We start from the raw sequence: 15,762 nt of genomic DNA on the forward strand, positions 1-15,762 counted from the left end.
CGCGGCGGCGACTCCCCCTGGGCGCCGCCGCGACCCGGCTGCCGCGACGAGCTTCTTCTGATTGCGCCGCAACGTTATTGGGCCGGGTCCTTGAGAGACTGCGTGTCGGCGGCGCCTCATCCGAATGCCCTATCCGGTCATACATTGCAAGGATTCGTGGAGAACGTCACCATTCGAGATCGGCCCTTCTGCGCCACGGTGATTTAGGTTAGCCTAACCTACACGTTCCCCGGTATCCGCGACCGTCCCTCCGCGAAAGGACACTCCGTGCTGACACAGGCCGATCTTCGTCCGGCTCCCGCGCCGCTCACCAGTGCCGACCCCCCGGCCCTCCTGGGCCGCGACTCGGCCGCCGCCTACCGCGGCCTCATCGCCGACGTCGCCGGGCGCCTCGCCGAACGGTTCGCCACCGTCGACAAGCCGTGGACCGGTCCCGCGCCGACCGCGATCGCCCCGGCCGTCGCCGCCGTCGACCTCGACCGGCCGCTGACGTCCTTCGAGGACGCGTTCGACGAGATCGGCGAGCTCTACCTCAAGGACGCGGTCTGGTTCCACCACCCGCGCTACCTCGCCCACCTCAACTGCCCCGTCGCGCTCCCGGCCGTCGCCGCCGAGACCGTGCTCGCCGCCGTCAACACCTCGGTCGACACATGGGACCAGAGCGCGGGGGCCACCCTCATCGAGCAGCACCTCATCGAGTGGACCGCCGCCCGCGTCGGCCTCGGCCCCGACGCCGACGGCGTGTTCACCTCCGGCGGGACGCAGTCGAACCTGCACGCGCTCCTCCTCGCGCGCGACGAAGCCGTCGAACAGGTCCTCCTCAAGCACCGCGTCGAGGCCGGCACCCCCCTGCGCGGCGTCGAGGTCCTCCCCCGCCTCCGGTTCTTCGCCTCCCCGCACTCGCACTTCTCGGTCGTCAAGGCCGCCAGACTCCTCGGCCTCGGCGAGGACGCCGTCATCACCGTCCCCGCCGACGACTGGTTCCGCATGAACCCCGCCGCCCTCGACGCCGCCATCGAGACCAGCCGCGAGCAGGGCCTCGTCCCCGCCGCGGTCGTCGCCACCGCCGGCACCACCGACTTCGGGTCCGTCGACCCCCTCGGCCCCATCGCCGAGATCACCGCCGCCCACCGGGTCTGGTTCCACGTGGACGCCGCCTACGGCTGCGGCCTGCTCGTCTCCCCGCGGCACCGCGGCCTGCTCGACGGCGTCGAGCAGGCCGACTCGGTCACCGTGGACTACCACAAGTCGTTCTTCCAGCCCGTCAGCTCCTCCGCGCTCCTCGTCCGCGACCGCTCGTCCCTGCGGCACGTCACCCACCACGCCGACTACCTCAACCCCGCCGAGGCCGCCTTCCCGAACCAGGTCGACAAGAGCCTCCAGACCACGCGCCGCTTCGACGCCCTCAAACTCTGGATGACGCTGCGCACCTTGGGACCCGACGCGCTCGGCGCCATGTTCGACCGGGTGTGCGCGCTCGCCGACCAGACCTGGGACTGGATCGCCGCCGACTCGCGCTTCGAGGTCGCCGCCCCGCCCTCGCAGCTGTCCACCGTCCTGTTCCGCCTCGCCGGGGCCGACGACGCGACGCACCGCCTCGCCCGCGAAGCGCTCGCCGCCTCCGGCGAGGGCATGGTCGCCGCCACCAGAGTGGAGGGCCGCATCGCCCTCAAGCTGACGCTCCTCAACCCCGACACCGGCCTCGCCGACATCGTCCCGGTCCTGGAGGCGCTCGCGCGCCACGGCAAGACGGCGCAGGAGGCGGCCGGCATGACGACCGTCCCGGCCCCGTCCGCGGCTCCCCGTCGTCGCGACCACCGGGGACCTGCTCGAGAAGGCAGGGCGGCGTGACCGTCCGCGACTTCATCGGCATCGGCCTCGGGCCGTTCAACCTGGGCCTCGCGGCCCTGACCGCCCCCATCGAGGACCTCGACGGGATCTTCCTGGAACGCAAGCCGAACGTCGACTGGCATCCCGGGATGCTCATCGAGGGCACCACCATGCAGGTCCCGTTCATGGCCGACCTCGTGACCCTCGCCGACCCGACCTCCGAGTACTCGTTCCTCAACTACCTCAAGGCGAGCGGGCGGATCTACCCGTTCTACATCCGCGAGTCGTTCTTCCAGCTCCGCACCGAGTTCCAGGACTACCTGCGCTGGGCCGCCGAGCGGCTCGGCAATCTCCGCTTCGAGCGGAACGTCACCGCCGTGACCTGGGAGGACGGCGTCTACGCGGTCCACTCCGAAGGACCCGGCGGCGCCGGCGTCGACCGCGCCCGGCGACTGGTCCTCGGCACCGGCACCCCGCCGTGGATCCCGCCCGCCTGCAGGGACCTCGAAAGCGACACCGTCTGCCACGCCTCGTCCTACCTGGAGCACCGCGAGCGCCTGAAGGACTGCGGCTCGATCACCGTGGTCGGCAGCGGCCAGAGCGCCGCCGAGATCTACCGGGACCTCCTCGACGGGCTCGAACCCGGCGGCTACGAACTCAACTGGATCACCCGCTCGCCGCGGTTCTTCCCGCTCGAGTACACCAAGCTCACGCTGGAGATGACCAGCCCCGAGTACGTCGACTACTTCCACGCCCTGCCCGCCGCGAAGCGCGACGAGCTCAACACCGAGCACAAGAACCTCTACAAGGGCATCAACGCCGAACTCATCAACGAGATCTTCGACCTGCTGTACCGCAAGCGGTTCGAGCAGGGGTCCGTGGCGACGCGCCTCTACACCAACTGCACCGTGGAGAAGGCCGCCGCCGGCGGCGGCGTCCGCCTGAGCGTGCGCCAGCACGAGCAGGACCGGTCCTTCGAGATCCAGACCGAAGGGCTGGTCCTGGCGACCGGATACAGTTACCGCATCCCCGACTTCATGAACGACGTTCGCGACCGGTTGCGTTTCGACGCGACCGGCCGCCTCGAGGCCCGCCGCGACTACAGCGTCGACGCCGCAGGCGAGGGCGAGATCTTCGTGCAGAACGCCGAACTCGCCACCCACGGCTTCGTCTCGCCCGATCTCGGCATGGCGGCCTACCGCAACTCCTGGATCATCCGGTCCCTGACCGGCCGGGAGGTCTACCCGATCGAACGCCGCATCGGCTTCCAGGAATTCGGAGCGCCAGAGCAATGACTTTGAAGGCCCCCACCAGCTTCTACCATCTGCACGACCGGCTGGGCGACTTCGGGCTCCGCCCGGTCGACCCGCCCACCGACTCGCCGCTGCTGCACGAATGGGTCACCCACCCCAAGGCGAAGTACTGGATGATGCAGGACGCCTCCGTGGCCGACGTGCTCGCCGAGCACGAGGCCATCGAGGCCGACCCCGGCCACTTCGCGTACATGGGCCTCTACCACTACCGGGCCCGGTTCCTCGTCGAGGTGTACGACCCCGCCCGCTCCGAACTCGCGGCCGTCTACGACCCGGCCGCGGGCGACGTCGGCATGCACGTCCTCACCGCGCCGAGCGACCGGCCGATCCCCGGGTTCACCAAGGGCGTCATGACCACGGTCATGCACCTCCTGTTCGACGGGTTCGGCGCGAAACGCGTCGTGGTCGAGCCCGACGTCGGCAACGAGGCCATCCACCGCCTCAACGAGTACGTCGGCTTCCAGTCCCACAAGGCCGTGCAGCTCAAGGACAAGCAGGGGCTCCTGAGCTTCTGCACCCGCATCGACTTCGAGCGGTCCGCCGCGAAGGGAGTGCCCGCGTGAGCGCCATCGACCATCTCACCCCGGACCTGTGGCAGCGGGCCACGAGGAACCTCCTGGCCAAGGCCATCGGCGAGTTCGCCCACGAGCGGCTCCTCGTCCCGGTGAAGGACGGCGAGGGGTACGCGCTCGCCGCGGGCGCCGAGCGGTACCGCTTCACCGCGCACCGCTTCAAGCTCGACCACTGGGTCGTCGACCCCGCCTCGATCGTGCGGACCGACGCCCACGGCACGGCGCTGGAGCCGGACGCGGCCGCGTTCTTCCTGTCGTTCAAGGCCGAGCTGGGGTTGGACGACGCGGTCCTGCCGGTGTACCTCGAAGAGGTCGCGGCCACGGTCAACCGCGGCGCGTACCAGCTCGGCGAGGACCAGCCGCGCGCGGCCGACCTCGTCGACGCGGGCTTCCAGGCGATCGAGGCGGCCATGACCGGCGGGCACCCGTGCTTCGTCGCCGGATCCGGGCGGCTGGGCTTCACCGCCGAGGACTACCGGGCCTACGCGCCCGAGACCGGCGCGGGCGTGCGCCTCATGTGGCTGGCGGCCCGCCGCGAGCACGCGATGTTCGCGGCCTCCCCGGAGCTGGACTTCGGATGGCTCCTCGACTCGCAGCTCGACGCCGACTCGCGCGAGTACTTCGCGTCCATGCTCACCGACCAGGGATTGTCCTATGAGGACGTCTACTTGATCCCGGTGCACCCGTGGCAGTGGCGCAACAAGATCGCGGTGACGTTCGCTCCCGAGATCGCCGCGGGGCGGCTGGTGCCGCTCGGCGAGAGCCACGACGAGTTCCAGGCGCAGCAGTCCATCCGCACGTTCTTCAACCGCAGCCGCCCCGAGGCCGACTACGTGAAGACCGCGCTGTCGGTGCTCAACATGGGCTTCATGCGCGGCCTCTCGACCGAGTACATGGAGGTCACGCCCGCCATCAGCGACTACGTGGCCGACCTCGTGCACGGCGACCCGACCTTGAAGAAGACCGGCGTCACGGTCCTGCGCGAACGGGCCGCCGTCGGCTACCGGCACCCGGCCTACACCGCGGGCGCGCCGAAGGGCTCGCCGTACCGGAAGATGCTCGCGGCCCTGTGGCGCGAGAGCCCGGCGCCGAAGCTCGCGAAGGGCGAGAAGGCCGCGACGATGGCCTCGCTGCTCCATGTGGACGCCGACGGCAAGCCGTTCGCCTCCGCGCTCATCCGCCGCTCGGGGCTGCGCCCCGCCGACTGGCTCCGCGGCTACCTCGACGCGTACCTGGTGCCGCTGGCGCACTGCCTGTACCGGTACGGCCTGGTGTTCATGCCGCACGGCGAGAACGTGATCCTGGTCCTCAAGCAGGGCAGGGTGGTCCGGGTGTTCCTCAAGGACATCGGCGAGGAGTGCGCGGTCCTCGAACCCTCGACCGAGGTGCCCGAGGCGATCGCGCGCCTCCGGGCCGACGTCCCCGACGACGTGCGGGCGCTGTCGATCCTCACCGACGTCGTGGACTGCTTCCTGCGGTTCCTGGCCGGGCTCCTGCACCTCGACGGGGTGCTCAGCGAGGACGAGTTCTGGCGCGTGGCCGCGGAGTCGCTCAAGGCCTACCAGGCGGCGCACCCCGAACTGGCCGGGGCGTTCGAGCGCTTCCCGCTGTTCGAGGACGGCTTCACGCTCTCGTGCCTGAACCGCTTGCAGCTCAAGAACAACCAGCAGATGGTGAACCTGGAGAACCAGGAGGAGAGCCTCATCTACGCCGGCAGGCTCGACAATCCCCTGGCGCCCTGGCGCTGACCGGCCCCGGCCTTCGCGTACGCGGCCGGGCCGGTCCCGGCCACCGCCGACCGCGCCGGGCCCGCGGCGCCTCCGCAGGGTGCCGCGCCGCTGCGGCCCGCGCCCTGCCGTCGGGCGCCGTCACCGCCGTCCCGGCCTCGTGACCCGCACCCTGGAGAGCACCGCGGGGCCGACCGATCCGGTCGGCCCCGCGTGCGTTTTCCGGACGGGTCGACACGGCAGGCCATTATGTAACGTATGCATCTGAACAGCCCTGTCCTCATCACCGGCGCCAGCCACGGTCTGGGTATGGCCACGGCCTCGGTGCTCGCCGCCGAAGGCGTGCCGCTGGCGCTGTGCGCGCGGAACGCCGCCCCCTTGAACGAGTTCGCCGAGAAGCTCCGCGCCGAGCACGACGTGCCGGTCGCCACCCGCGCGCTCGACGTCAACGACGCCGAGCTGGTGGTCGAGTTCGTGCACGAGGCCGGCCGCCGCCTCGGCGACCTCAGCGGCGTCGTCGCGAACGTCGGCGGCGCCCGCGGCCGCGGCCTCCTCGACACCCGCCCCGAGGACTGGACCTACACGCTCGGCGTCAACGTGACCAGCGCGATGACCGCCCTCAAGGCGGCCCTCCCGCAGCTGCGCCGCACCCGCGGGGCCGCGGTCCTGGTCTCCTCGATCTCGGGGACCAAGCCCTCCCCCGGCCTGGCCTACGGCTCGACCAAGGCCGCGTTGAACCACGCCGCGACGATCCTCGGCCGCGAGCTGGGGCCCGGCGGCGTCCGCGTCAACGCGGTCGCCCCGGGCTCGATGCTCATCCCCGACCGCAACTGGGACCGCCTGCGCGCCGCCGACCCCGGCCGCTACGAGGCGTTCCTCGAGGAGTTCCCGAACCGGGAACTCCTCGATCCGCGAGACGTGGCCGAAGTGATCGCGTTCCTCCTGTCGGACAAGTCGAAGGCGATCAACGGCGCGGTGGTCCCGGTCGACGGCGGCCAGAACGCCCCGAGCGCCTACGGGTACTAGACGGCCTCCTCGACGGGCACCGGCGTCGGCGCGGCCGGCCCGGTGAGCCGCCCCATGATGAACGGGAACACCAGGAGCGCGACCACCGCGCAGGACAGGCACAGCACGCCGTAGCCGGCGTACTCGACGATCGGCCCCGAGGCGATGCCCGCGCCCATCGCGGCCAGGCCCATCACGAGGTCCGAGAACCCCTGCGTGGACGGCCGCTGGGCCGGGCTGACCGCGCCGGTGACGAGCGCGGCCGAGGCGACGGTCATCGCCGACCAGCCGAGGCCGAGCAGGACCAGGCCGATCGAGAGGCGCACGTGGTCGTCGGCCGGGGACGACCCGGAGACGGCGCACGCGGTGACGAGGATCGCGGTGCCGCCGATGAGGACCGGGCGGGCCTCGTACCTGTCGACGAGGCGGCCGAACACGGGCGCGAGCGCGTACATGCCGCCGATGTGGAGTCCGAGAATGACGCCGACCACGGTGAGCGCCTCCTCGGGGTCGGCCATGCCGTGCCTGATGTGCAGGGCGGTCATGGCCATGACACCGACCATGACGAAGTGGCCGAGGGCGGCGGCGACGACGCCGGTGCGGACGGCGGGGTTGACGCGGGCCATGCGGAAGCCGTCGGCGATCGAGCGCTTGGGCGCGTCGGTCTCGCCGCTGACCTCGCGGGCGGTCAGGAGCGGGTCGGGACGCAGGAGCAGCCCGATGATCGCGGTGGTGACCAGGCAGATCGCCCCGATGGCGACCATCGAGCCGATGTAGGCGGGCCCGCCGAACCAGCCCTGCCAGAGCCGCTCGGCGACGCCCGCCAGCGAGGGCCCGGTGACCGAGCCGAGGGTGGTGGCCCACACGATGAGCGAGAGGTGCGAACCGCGCTTCGCGGCGGGCGCGAGGTCGGCCGCGGCGTACCGGGACTGGAGCCCGGCGAAGGAGGCGCTGCCGAGCAGGAAGTACCCGGCGACGGCCACGGCCGGGTTGTCGAGGTGGATGGCGGCGATGACGACCAGGGTGCCGAGGACCGCGCAGGCGTACCCGAAGGCGAGGCCGCCGCGGCGGCCGTAGCGCTCGGTGATGCGGACCGCGGGGATGACGACGAGGGCCGAGCCGCCGACGAACAGGCTCTGGCCCAGTCCCGCGTAGGTGTTGGAGCCGGTCATGTCCGAGATGAGGAGCGCGCCGACGGCGATGCCGATGCCGACGGCGAGGCCGCCGAGGATCTGGGTGCAGAAGAGGGTGCGCAGGACGCGTCGTTGCAGGGCGGTGGTGTCGATGAGCGTGGTCACGGAGGGTCCTTTCTGAAGTTGTGCAGGGGGGTCGAGGTCAGACCGGCGGCGCTGCCGGTCCCGACGCGGCGGCGACGGCGTCGGCCACCGCCGGGGCGAGGGCGGGGTCGAGAGCGGCGGTGCTCACGCGGATGCCCTGGTCGCCGTGGAAGGAGTAGGAGCGGCCGGGGGCGACGGCGAAGCCGGCGTCGCGGAGGGACACGACCGCGGCGGTCTCGTCGCTGACGGGGACCCAGAGGTTGAGCCCCGAGCGGCCCCACGTCTCGATGCCGCGCTCGGCGAGCGCCTCGCGCAGGGCCCCTTGCCGTTCGGCGTAGACGCGGCCGGCTCGGTCCACCCGGGCCTCGACGTCGGCGTCGGTCCAGGCGGCGATCACGAAGTGCTGCAGGATGCACGAGACCCAGCCGTGCCCGATCGCCATGCGGCCCTGGACGCGGGCCTTCGTCTCCGGGTCGGCGGCGACGAGGGCGCATCGCAGGTTGGGGCCGTAGGGCTTCGACGTGGACCGCACGAACATCCAGCGGTCGGCGGCGTCGGCCACGAAGTGCAGCGGGATCTGCGAGAGTTCGGCCCAGTGGTCGTCCTCGATCACGAACACGCCCGGATGGCGGGCGATGACCTCGCGGAGCGCGGCGGCGCGCTCGGCGGAGACCGCCGCGCCGGTGGGGTTCTGGCCGCGGGAGGTGAGGATGAAGGCCCGGGCCCCGGCGGCGAGGGCGTCGTCCAGTTCGGACGGCAGCGGGCCTTCCCCGTCGATCGCGACGGGGGTGACCTGGTATCCGGCCGAGAGCAGGAGGTCGCGGCCGTTCGACCAGGTGGGCTCCTCGACGGCGACGGTGTCGCCGGGTTCGAGCCGGGCGGCGAGCCCGCGTTCGAAGGCGTCCAGGGCGCCGGAGGTGACGGTGAGCTCGCCGTGGACGCCGTCGGTCGCGAAGCGGTCGCGCCCGAGGTCGAGCAGGTCGGGGCAGGGGCCGCCGTCGCGGTAGTTCCCGTGCGTCACCTCGACGACGGGCTTGAGCGCGTCGAGGTCGGGCAGCAGCGACGGGTCCGGTTCCCCGGAGACGAGGTCGACCACGCCGGCGGGGACGGTGAGCGTGCCGGCGGGGGTGAAGGCGGAGCGCTGGCGGATGAAGGTGCCCGCGCGGCCGCCGGTCTCGACCACACCGCGTTCGCGCAGGCGGCGGTAGGCCGAGGCGACGGTGCCGGGGGCGACGCCGAGGTCGGCGGCGAGCTTGCGGACGGGGGGCAGGGTGCGGCCGGGCGCGAGGTGGCCCGCGCGCACGCCGGACTCGACGCTGGCGGCGATCTCGCTTGCCGACGAACCGGTGATCTGATACTGTACTGACATAACGACAAGATTGTATCAGTACAAAAATCGTCGATAGGAGCCACCCCCGATGTCCGCCCTCGAAGCCCCCGTCGACCGGTTCGAGCAGACCGAGCGCACCACCCCCAGGCGCTCCCGCGAGAAAGTCGCCTACGAGCGGTCCGACGCCTATCAGGTCCTCGACGAGGCGCTGTTCTGCGACCTCGCCTTCGTCGGCCCCGACGGGGCGCCGCGGATCCTGCCGACGTTCCATGTGCGCGTGGGCGACACCCTCTACGTGCACGGGTCCACCGGCGGCAGCATGGGCCTGGGCGGGAAGGAGGGGTTCGACGTGAGCGTCGGCGCCACCATCGTGGACGGACTCGTGTTCTCCAAGTCCTGGTTCCACCACAGCATGAACTACCGCAGCGTCGTCGTCCACGCCAAGGCGACGCTGGTGACCGACCCCGAGGAGCGCTGGACCGCGATGCGCGCGCTCATCGACCGGCTCGCCGAAGGGCGCTCCGCGCGTTCGCGCGAGCCCAGCGAGAAGGAGAACGCCATGTCGGCGCTGCTCGCGATCCCGCTCGAAGAGGTCTCCGTCAAGCAGCGCCAGGGCCCGCCGGTCGAGGAGCCCGAGGACGAGGACCTGCCGTTCCTCAACGGCGTCGCCCCCGTGACCACGGTCGTTGCGGGGCGGCTCTAGACTGCGATCCGCGCGGTGCCGGACCGGACTCGGCCTTCAGGCGACAGGAAAGCCCGAAGAGTGGGTCGTGGGAACTTCCCTTTCGAAGCCGGTTCGGCACCGTTGCGCACTGGAGGTTGTGCGCGCGGATCGCGAACGATCGGGCGGGCCGAAGTTCGAGACGGCCCGCCCGATCACTGTTCGCGTGGGCTTACGATGCGGCTCGCAAGGGCTTACGCCGCGGCCTTGACCGGCTCGGCTTCACCCGCGGTCTCCGCCCGGTCCAGGCGCCACACCGCGATCGAGCCGCCGCCGGCGACCGCCACCACGAACGTCACGAACGTCAACGTGTACGGCCAGGCCGGCGCGGCGTCCTCCGTGTTCTGGACCAGCGCGCCCTCCTCGCCCGCGGCCCACCAGATGCCCTGGCGTATCAGCTGCAGGAAGTCCCGCTCCCCCCACGTGTCCCCCGAACCGCCCGGCGAGGCGTAGAAGGCGCGGTGGGTCTCGCTGGTCCAGGCCACCGGCTGCCCCGAGCCGAGCTCGGCGAGCACCGTGGAGTCCGGTTCCGCCGGCGCGGGATCGAAGGAGTACCACCGCTCGGTGACCTCGAGGTCCTCGTCCAGGCCCTCGGTGATCGGCGAGCCCGCGTTGAAGCTGACCTCCTGCTCGGCGGCCGGCTCGGCCGGCGGCGACAGCGCCGTCGCCCCGAGCAGCTCCTGGTACCAGTCCCACTCCGGTTCGCTCGCGGCCGCCGAATGCGTCGCGACGAATCCGCCCCCGCCCGACACGAAGGAGTGGAGCGCGGCCTGCTGCGCGTCGTCGAGCGGGTCCGCGCCCGTGTTGAGCAGCATGACCACGTCGAAGCCGTCGAGGTCCGTCAGATCCTCCGGCTCGCCCTCGACGAGGGTGAAGTTCCAGCGCCGGGCCTCCATGTGCAGGCGCTCCACCGCGTAGTCGGCCACGTCCTGCGCCTCGTTCCCGGTCGTGATGACCAGTACCTGCGGCCCCCCGGCGGCATGGGCCGCCGAAGGGGCGAAGGCGGGCGCGCAGGCCAGCGCGACGATCGTGCACAGTCGCAGCAGGGTTCTCACGCGCCCAGACTAGCGATAGGCGTCAGCCGCAATGGCTCCAGGCGCTCGTCCAACTCGTCGAGCCGACCGATCCGCCCCACTTGACGCACTGGTTCGCCGCCGACTTGCGGATCGGTCCGGCGTAGTAGGAGAAGTTCCCCGAATCCCGGGTGACCGTGCCGCCTTCGACCTGGAGGCTGGCGGAGACCGACGAGGCGGTGCCGACGCTCTGGTACTTCAGGGTCACGACGCAGTTGTAGCCGTTGGAGCTGTTGTACATCAGGAAGACCGCCCCGGCCGAGCCGAGCGCGTGCTGGTTGATCTGGCTGTAGCCCGAGCCGCAGACCTCGCCGGCGGTGTACGGGTTCCCGCCGGAGCAGCCGTTCGAGGAGGTGATGGCCTTCTTGGTGCCCAGGGGGACCTGGACGCCCTCGACGACGGGGGTCACGACGGAGCCGGAGGAGTTGCGCTGCTCGTAGTGGAGGTGGGGGGCGGTGGAGCCGCCGGTGGACCCGACGGTGCCGATGACGGTGCCCTGCGAGACGGACTTGCTGGTGCCGGCGGCCTGGACCATGGTCGCCAGGTGCGCGTAGCGGGTGCGGGAGCCGTCGGAGTGGACGATCTGGACCCACTTGCCGTAGCTGGTGCTGCCCGCGTTGTAGAAGTAGGCGGTGCCGCCCGCGGTGGCGCGCACGTTCTCGCCGTTGATGGCGTCGGAACCGTAGTTCTGCCAGTCGATGGTGTTGCTGGGGTTGTGCCCGCCGGTCCAGTTGTTGGCGTTGAAGGTCTTGTTGCAGTTGAACGGGCTCTTGTGGCTCACGGCCTGGGCCGAGACGTCCTCGGCGCTCGCCGTGAGGGCGGGGACGAAGGCGGCTGCCGCCGCGGCGATGAGCGCCGCGGTGAACAGTGCGATGCGCTTGAAGCGCGGGTGGAGGCGCTGGCTCATAACGGGACGATATCGAAGATTTTCTTCGTTGTGAAGATCACATTTGAAGAAATTCTTCTTAAAAGCGAGGAACGGCCGCGTTCCCGTCGAGGGAACGCGGCCCGCTGCTCGACCGTTCGCTACTTGTACAAGGCCTTCGCCAGCCGCTTCTGCGCGATCCACATGCCCACCAGGCACAGTGCCAGCAGATAGCCGATGTGCACCAGCATCATCGGGCCGATCTGCCCCAGGCTCAGGCCGCGCACGAGCTCGATGCCGTGGAACAGCGGCATGGCGTAGACGATCGGCTGCGCGAACGCCGGATACGACTCCACCGGCGTGAACGTCCCGCCGAACAGGAACATCGTGAAGACCACCGCGTTCATCCAGTCGAAGTCGGTCCACTCCCGGAACAGCGTGGCGAGGGTCAGCCCGATCCCCGCGAACGCGAGCGCGATGAACACGCACGCCGGGACGGCCAGGAGCGCCCACCACGAGTCGAGGAGCCCGAAGAGCCCCATCACGATCACGAACGCGCCGATGTAGGTGAACCCGCGGATGAGGGCCCACCAGACCTCCCCGAGCGCGAGGTCCCACGGCCGCAGCGGGGTGTTGAGGATGCCGTCGTAGACCTTCATCCACTTGAACTTGGCGAACACGTTGATCGAGGTCTCGGCGAGCACGCCCATCATGGCGGCGTTCGCGAGGATCGCGGGCGCGACATAGGCGGTGTAGGAGACGGCGGTGCCGTCGGGGAGCGTGATGTCCCCGACGAGGGCGCCCACCCCGAACCCGAAGGCGAACAGGAAGAGCAGGGACTCCACGGCGCCGGAGACGACGAGGATCCAGGCGCGGCGCATGGCGACCCAGTTGCGGTTCAGCAGGGCGCCCGAGGAGCGCAGGCTCGCGCGGGCGGCGCTGTAGGCGATGACGGACACGCGGGCTCCTAGAAGTTCAGTCGGCGCTGGATGACGTGCCGGGCGGCGAACCACCCGGCGACGGCCAGCAGCAGCAGGTAGGCGACGTGGGCGATCGGCGGCAGCACGGGCGCGACGCCCGCGGTGGCGGCGCGGGCGAGTTCGGTGCCGTGCCACAGGGGCGAGATCCACACCAGCGGCTGCAGGAACCAGGGCATCTCTCTCGCGGGGAAGAACACCCCGGAGAACAGCGAGATCGGGATGACGGCGAACCGGAAGATCATGTTCAGGTTCGCGTCGTTCTTGAGGCTGGAGGCCCAGAAGTGCAGCCAGGGCGCGAGCGAGGCCGCCACGAGCGCGGCGGCGAGCACCGCGAGCGCGGCCCACCAGGAGGTGTAGACCCCGAAGAAGGCGAGCACGATCGCGACGACGGTGCAGTTGGTGAAGGGCCGGAAGACGACCGCGTAGGCGAGGTGGCCGTTGAGGATGTCGACCGGCCGCAGCGGGGTGGCGCGCTGGGCGAGGTAGTGGCCGCCCCATTCGGCGTAGCCGCCGAAGACGGGGAAGACCATGTCGTTGCCGAGCATCATGACCGCGACCGAGCAGATGAGGCCGGGGGCGATGAACTGGGCGTACTCGATGCCGCCGAGGGCGGCGGGGTCGATGTAGGAGCCGACGCCGATGCCGATGGAGACCATGTAGAGCAGGGGCAGGAGCACCGAGGTGAAGACGGTGCCGTGCCAGACGTGCCGGTACAGGGCCAGCTGGAGGCTGAAGGCCCGCCAGCCGCCGACGAGCGTGCTCGGCGCCGAACGGTCCACAGTGGTGGTGGTCACTCGTCCTCCACCAGGGCGCGGCCGGTGAGGCGGAGGAAGACGTCCTCGAGGCTGGCGCGGCGGGCCAGGACCGAGGTCGGCCGGATGTCGCGGGCGTCGAGGGCGGCGTTGGTGTCGTCGGCGTCGTCGGTGTAGACGAGGATCTTGTCCGGCAGCGCCTCGATCTGGGCGCCGATCCCGTGGAGCGTCAGGGCCAGCTCGGCGAGCTCGGCGGTGTGGGCGGCGCCGAAGCGCAGCTCCACGACCTCCTTGGTGACATGGGTGTCGATGAGCTCGCGGGGGGAGCCGGAGGCGATGATGCGGCCCTCGTCCATGACCACGAGGCGGTCGCACAGCTGCTCGGCCTCGTCCATGTAGTGGGTGGTGAGCAGGATCGAGACCCCGCGGTGCTTGAGCTGGAACAACCGCTCCCACACCAGGTGCCGGGCCTGCGGGTCGAGGCCGGTGGTGGGCTCGTCGAGGATCACGAGGTCGGGGTCGTTGATGAGGGACCGGGCGATGGCCAGGCGGCGCTGCATGCCGCCGGAGAGCTCATTGACCTGGTCCTTGGCGCGGGAGGAGAGCTGCACGAACTCGAGGAGCTCGGCGGCCTTCTCCCTGGCGGCCTTCTTCTTGATGCCGAAGTAGCCGGCGTAGACCACGAGGTTCTCGAACACGGTGAGCATCCCGTCGAGGGTGTTGTCCTGCGGGACGACGCCGAGGCGGGCGCGGATCACGGCCCCGTGGGTGCGGGGGTCGTGGCCGAAGACCTCCAGGGCGCCTTCGGTGGGCTCGGAGACGCAGCCGATCATCCGCATGGTGGTGGACTTGCCGGCCCCGTTCGCGCCGAGGAATCCGAAGGCCTCGCCGCGGCGGATCTCGAAGTCCACTCCGCGTACGGCTTCGTGCTCGCCGTAGCGCTTCCGCAGGTCATTGGCTCGCATGAGGATCTCGTTGTCATGTGGCATGGAGTCACACTAAGCCCCCGCTCCGACATGAGGCCAGTTCTTTTCGAAGGAGTTGCTTCACATTAATGGTCTGCGGTGCGGAAAAGGTAGGGCAAGCACTACCCCCATTGACGGGTCAGCAGTAGCGACAAGCCGCCGCTGAGGCGGGAGGCTTAAGAGGTCGACAAGTTTCCCGACAGAACGGACGTATCCATGACTCTCATGGCCGAAAAGGCACCGCCCGCCGCCGAGCGACCGCGGACCGGCAGCGACTTCGCTGTCCTTTCGCGTCGGATCAACGAGGCCGGGCTGATGCGCCGTCGCCCCGGGTACTACGCGATCCGCTTCACGCTCATGGCAGCAGTGTTCATCGGTACGTGGACCGCGTTCGTACTCATCGGCAACACCTGGCTCCAGATGTTCACGGCCGGCTTCCTGGCCCTCGTGAGCGCCCAAGTGGCGATGCTCGGCCACGACCTCGCCCACCGCCAGGTGTTCCGCTCCCGCTCGACCTCCGAGAAGGTCGGCTGGTTCACCGGAAACCTCGCCAACGGCATGGGCTACGGCTGGTGGAACGACAAGCACAACCGCCACCACGCCAACCCCAACCACGAGGAGCTCGACCCCGACGTCTCACCGGGCCTGTTCGTCTGGTCGAAGCGCCAGGCGGGCTTCGCGAAGGGCATCACGACCTGGTTCGGCAAGTACCAGGCGCAGCTGTTCTTCCCGATCCTCACGCTCGAGGGCCTGAACCTCAACGTCTCGGGCATCAAGTCGGTCCTCAAGCCGGGTCTGAAGCACCGCGGCCTCGAAGCCCTCTTCCTGGGCCTCCACTGGGCCGCGTACCTGACCGTGATCTTCATGGTCCTCTCCCCCGGCAAGGCCGTGGTGTTCATCCTCGTGCACAAGGCCGTCTGGGGCGTGTACATGGGCTCGGTCTTCGCGCCGAACCACAAGGGCATGCCGACCTTCGTCGGCGACACCGAGCTGGACTTCCTGCGCAAGCAGGTGCTGACCTCGCGGAACGTGAAGGGCGGCTGGCTGACGAACTTCGCGCTGGGCGGCCTGAACTACCAGATCGAGCACCACCTGTTCCCGGGCATGCCGTCCGTGCACCTGGCGAAGGCCCAGCCGATCGTCGAGGAGTTCTGCAAGGAGAAGGGCATCCCCTACCACGCGACGGGCCTGATCCAGTCCTGGCGCGAGGCGCTGACCGAACTCCACGCACACGGCGAACCGCTGCGGAACCCGCAGCCCGCGAAGTGATCACACGTCCGATCCGAAAGGGCCGTCCCGAATGGGGCGGCCCTTCGGGCTTCGCACTCCTCATAGTCGACGATGCGGGCGGT

14 protein-coding genes are annotated in these 15,762 nt (G+C 70.4%); 7 read left to right on the plus strand and 7 right to left on the minus strand.

What is annotated here, in order from left to right; genetic code table 11:
• Positions 1-270 precede the first annotated feature (270 nt).
• From K3N28_RS04445 to K3N28_RS04465, 5 genes are all read left to right on the plus strand, one after another.
• On the plus strand, positions 271-1,851 hold the full coding sequence (locus K3N28_RS04445; RefSeq protein WP_374209698.1) for an aspartate aminotransferase family protein: 1,581 nt from the start codon (positions 271-273) through the stop codon (positions 1,849-1,851).
• A complete protein-coding gene (locus tag K3N28_RS04450) occupies positions 1,848-3,125 on the plus strand; it encodes a lysine N(6)-hydroxylase/L-ornithine N(5)-oxygenase family protein (RefSeq protein ID WP_228091263.1) in 1,278 nt (425 codons plus the stop codon). The genes K3N28_RS04445 and K3N28_RS04450 overlap by 4 nt, the downstream gene beginning before the upstream one ends.
• Positions 3,122-3,706, plus strand: coding sequence for a GNAT family N-acetyltransferase (locus K3N28_RS04455; RefSeq protein WP_228091264.1), 585 nt, complete (start codon positions 3,122-3,124; stop codon positions 3,704-3,706). Before K3N28_RS04450 ends, K3N28_RS04455 begins: the two co-directional genes overlap by 4 nt.
• Positions 3,703-5,463, plus strand: a complete 1,761-nt coding sequence (locus K3N28_RS04460) for an IucA/IucC family siderophore biosynthesis protein (protein ID WP_228091265.1) — start codon at positions 3,703-3,705, stop codon at positions 5,461-5,463. Before K3N28_RS04455 ends, K3N28_RS04460 begins: the two co-directional genes overlap by 4 nt.
• Positions 5,464-5,700: 237 nt before the next feature.
• Positions 5,701-6,468: an SDR family NAD(P)-dependent oxidoreductase gene (locus K3N28_RS04465; RefSeq protein ID WP_228091266.1), complete on the plus strand. Its 768-nt coding sequence runs from the start codon at positions 5,701-5,703 to the stop codon at positions 6,466-6,468.
• On the opposite strand, the gene K3N28_RS04470 is transcribed toward K3N28_RS04465, so the two are convergent.
• Entirely contained in the window at positions 6,465-7,745 is a 1,281-nt protein-coding gene (locus K3N28_RS04470; RefSeq protein WP_228091267.1) for an MFS transporter, read from the minus strand. The genes K3N28_RS04465 and K3N28_RS04470 overlap by 4 nt on opposite strands.
• 37 nt (positions 7,746-7,782) lie before the next feature.
• Positions 7,783-9,093 (minus strand): aminotransferase class I/II-fold pyridoxal phosphate-dependent enzyme, encoded by a 1,311-nt coding sequence (locus K3N28_RS04475; RefSeq protein WP_374209650.1) that lies wholly within the window; start codon positions 9,091-9,093, stop codon positions 7,783-7,785.
• Positions 9,094-9,142: 49 nt separating this feature from the next.
• Here K3N28_RS04475 and K3N28_RS04485 point away from each other — a divergent pair, with 49 nt between their 5' ends.
• The gene (locus K3N28_RS04485; protein WP_228091268.1) at positions 9,143-9,757 is read left to right on the plus strand and encodes a pyridoxamine 5'-phosphate oxidase family protein; all 615 of its coding nucleotides are present in this window, start codon (positions 9,143-9,145) and stop codon (positions 9,755-9,757) included.
• Between the two features lie 212 nt (positions 9,758-9,969).
• Here K3N28_RS04485 and K3N28_RS04490 read toward each other — a convergent pair whose 3' ends face one another.
• The 5 genes from K3N28_RS04490 to K3N28_RS04510 form a co-directional block, all read right to left on the minus strand.
• Positions 9,970-10,830, minus strand: coding sequence for a ThuA domain-containing protein (locus K3N28_RS04490; protein ID WP_228091269.1), 861 nt, complete (start codon positions 10,828-10,830; stop codon positions 9,970-9,972).
• Positions 10,831-10,852: 22 nt separating this feature from the next.
• Complete coding sequence (locus K3N28_RS04495; RefSeq protein WP_228091270.1) at positions 10,853-11,755, minus strand: M23 family metallopeptidase; 903 nt, start codon at positions 11,753-11,755, stop codon at positions 10,853-10,855.
• Between the two features lie 119 nt (positions 11,756-11,874).
• Positions 11,875-12,672, minus strand: a complete 798-nt coding sequence (locus tag K3N28_RS04500) for an ABC transporter permease (protein ID WP_228091271.1) — start codon at positions 12,670-12,672, stop codon at positions 11,875-11,877.
• An 8-nt stretch (positions 12,673-12,680) separates the two neighbouring features.
• Positions 12,681-13,487: an ABC transporter permease gene (locus K3N28_RS04505; RefSeq protein ID WP_228091272.1), complete on the minus strand. Its 807-nt coding sequence runs from the start codon at positions 13,485-13,487 to the stop codon at positions 12,681-12,683.
• A complete protein-coding gene (locus K3N28_RS04510) occupies positions 13,484-14,434 on the minus strand; it encodes an ABC transporter ATP-binding protein (protein ID WP_228091273.1) in 951 nt (316 codons plus the stop codon). Before K3N28_RS04510 ends, K3N28_RS04505 begins: the two co-directional genes overlap by 4 nt.
• Before the next feature lie 201 nt (positions 14,435-14,635).
• Between K3N28_RS04510 and K3N28_RS04515 the strand changes: the two genes are divergently transcribed.
• Complete coding sequence (locus tag K3N28_RS04515) at positions 14,636-15,679, plus strand: fatty acid desaturase (RefSeq protein ID WP_374209651.1); 1,044 nt, start codon at positions 14,636-14,638, stop codon at positions 15,677-15,679.
• Positions 15,680-15,762 lie beyond the last annotated feature (83 nt).

Source organism: Glycomyces sp. TRM65418 (assembly GCF_019710475.1).
Taxonomy (GTDB): Bacteria; Actinomycetota; Actinomycetes; order Mycobacteriales; family Micromonosporaceae; genus Glycomyces.

Bases quoted from the DNA above. Each gene is read 5' to 3' on its own strand.
- K3N28_RS04475 (WP_374209650.1), bottom strand. From the start codon at position 9,093: ATGTCAGTACAGTATCAGATCACCGGTTCGTCGGCAAGCGAGATCGCC.
- K3N28_RS04515 (WP_374209651.1), top strand. From the start codon at position 14,636: ATGGCCGAAAAGGCACCGCCCGCCGCCGAGCGACCGCGGACCGGCAGC.
- K3N28_RS04455 (WP_228091264.1), top strand. From the start codon at position 3,122: ATGACTTTGAAGGCCCCCACCAGCTTCTACCATCTGCACGACCGGCTG.
- K3N28_RS04495 (WP_228091270.1), bottom strand. From the start codon at position 11,755: ATGAGCCAGCGCCTCCACCCGCGCTTCAAGCGCATCGCACTGTTCACC.
- K3N28_RS04510 (WP_228091273.1), bottom strand. From the start codon at position 14,434: ATGCCACATGACAACGAGATCCTCATGCGAGCCAATGACCTGCGGAAG.
- K3N28_RS04465 (WP_228091266.1), top strand. From the start codon at position 5,701: ATGCATCTGAACAGCCCTGTCCTCATCACCGGCGCCAGCCACGGTCTG.
- K3N28_RS04485 (WP_228091268.1), top strand. From the start codon at position 9,143: ATGTCCGCCCTCGAAGCCCCCGTCGACCGGTTCGAGCAGACCGAGCGC.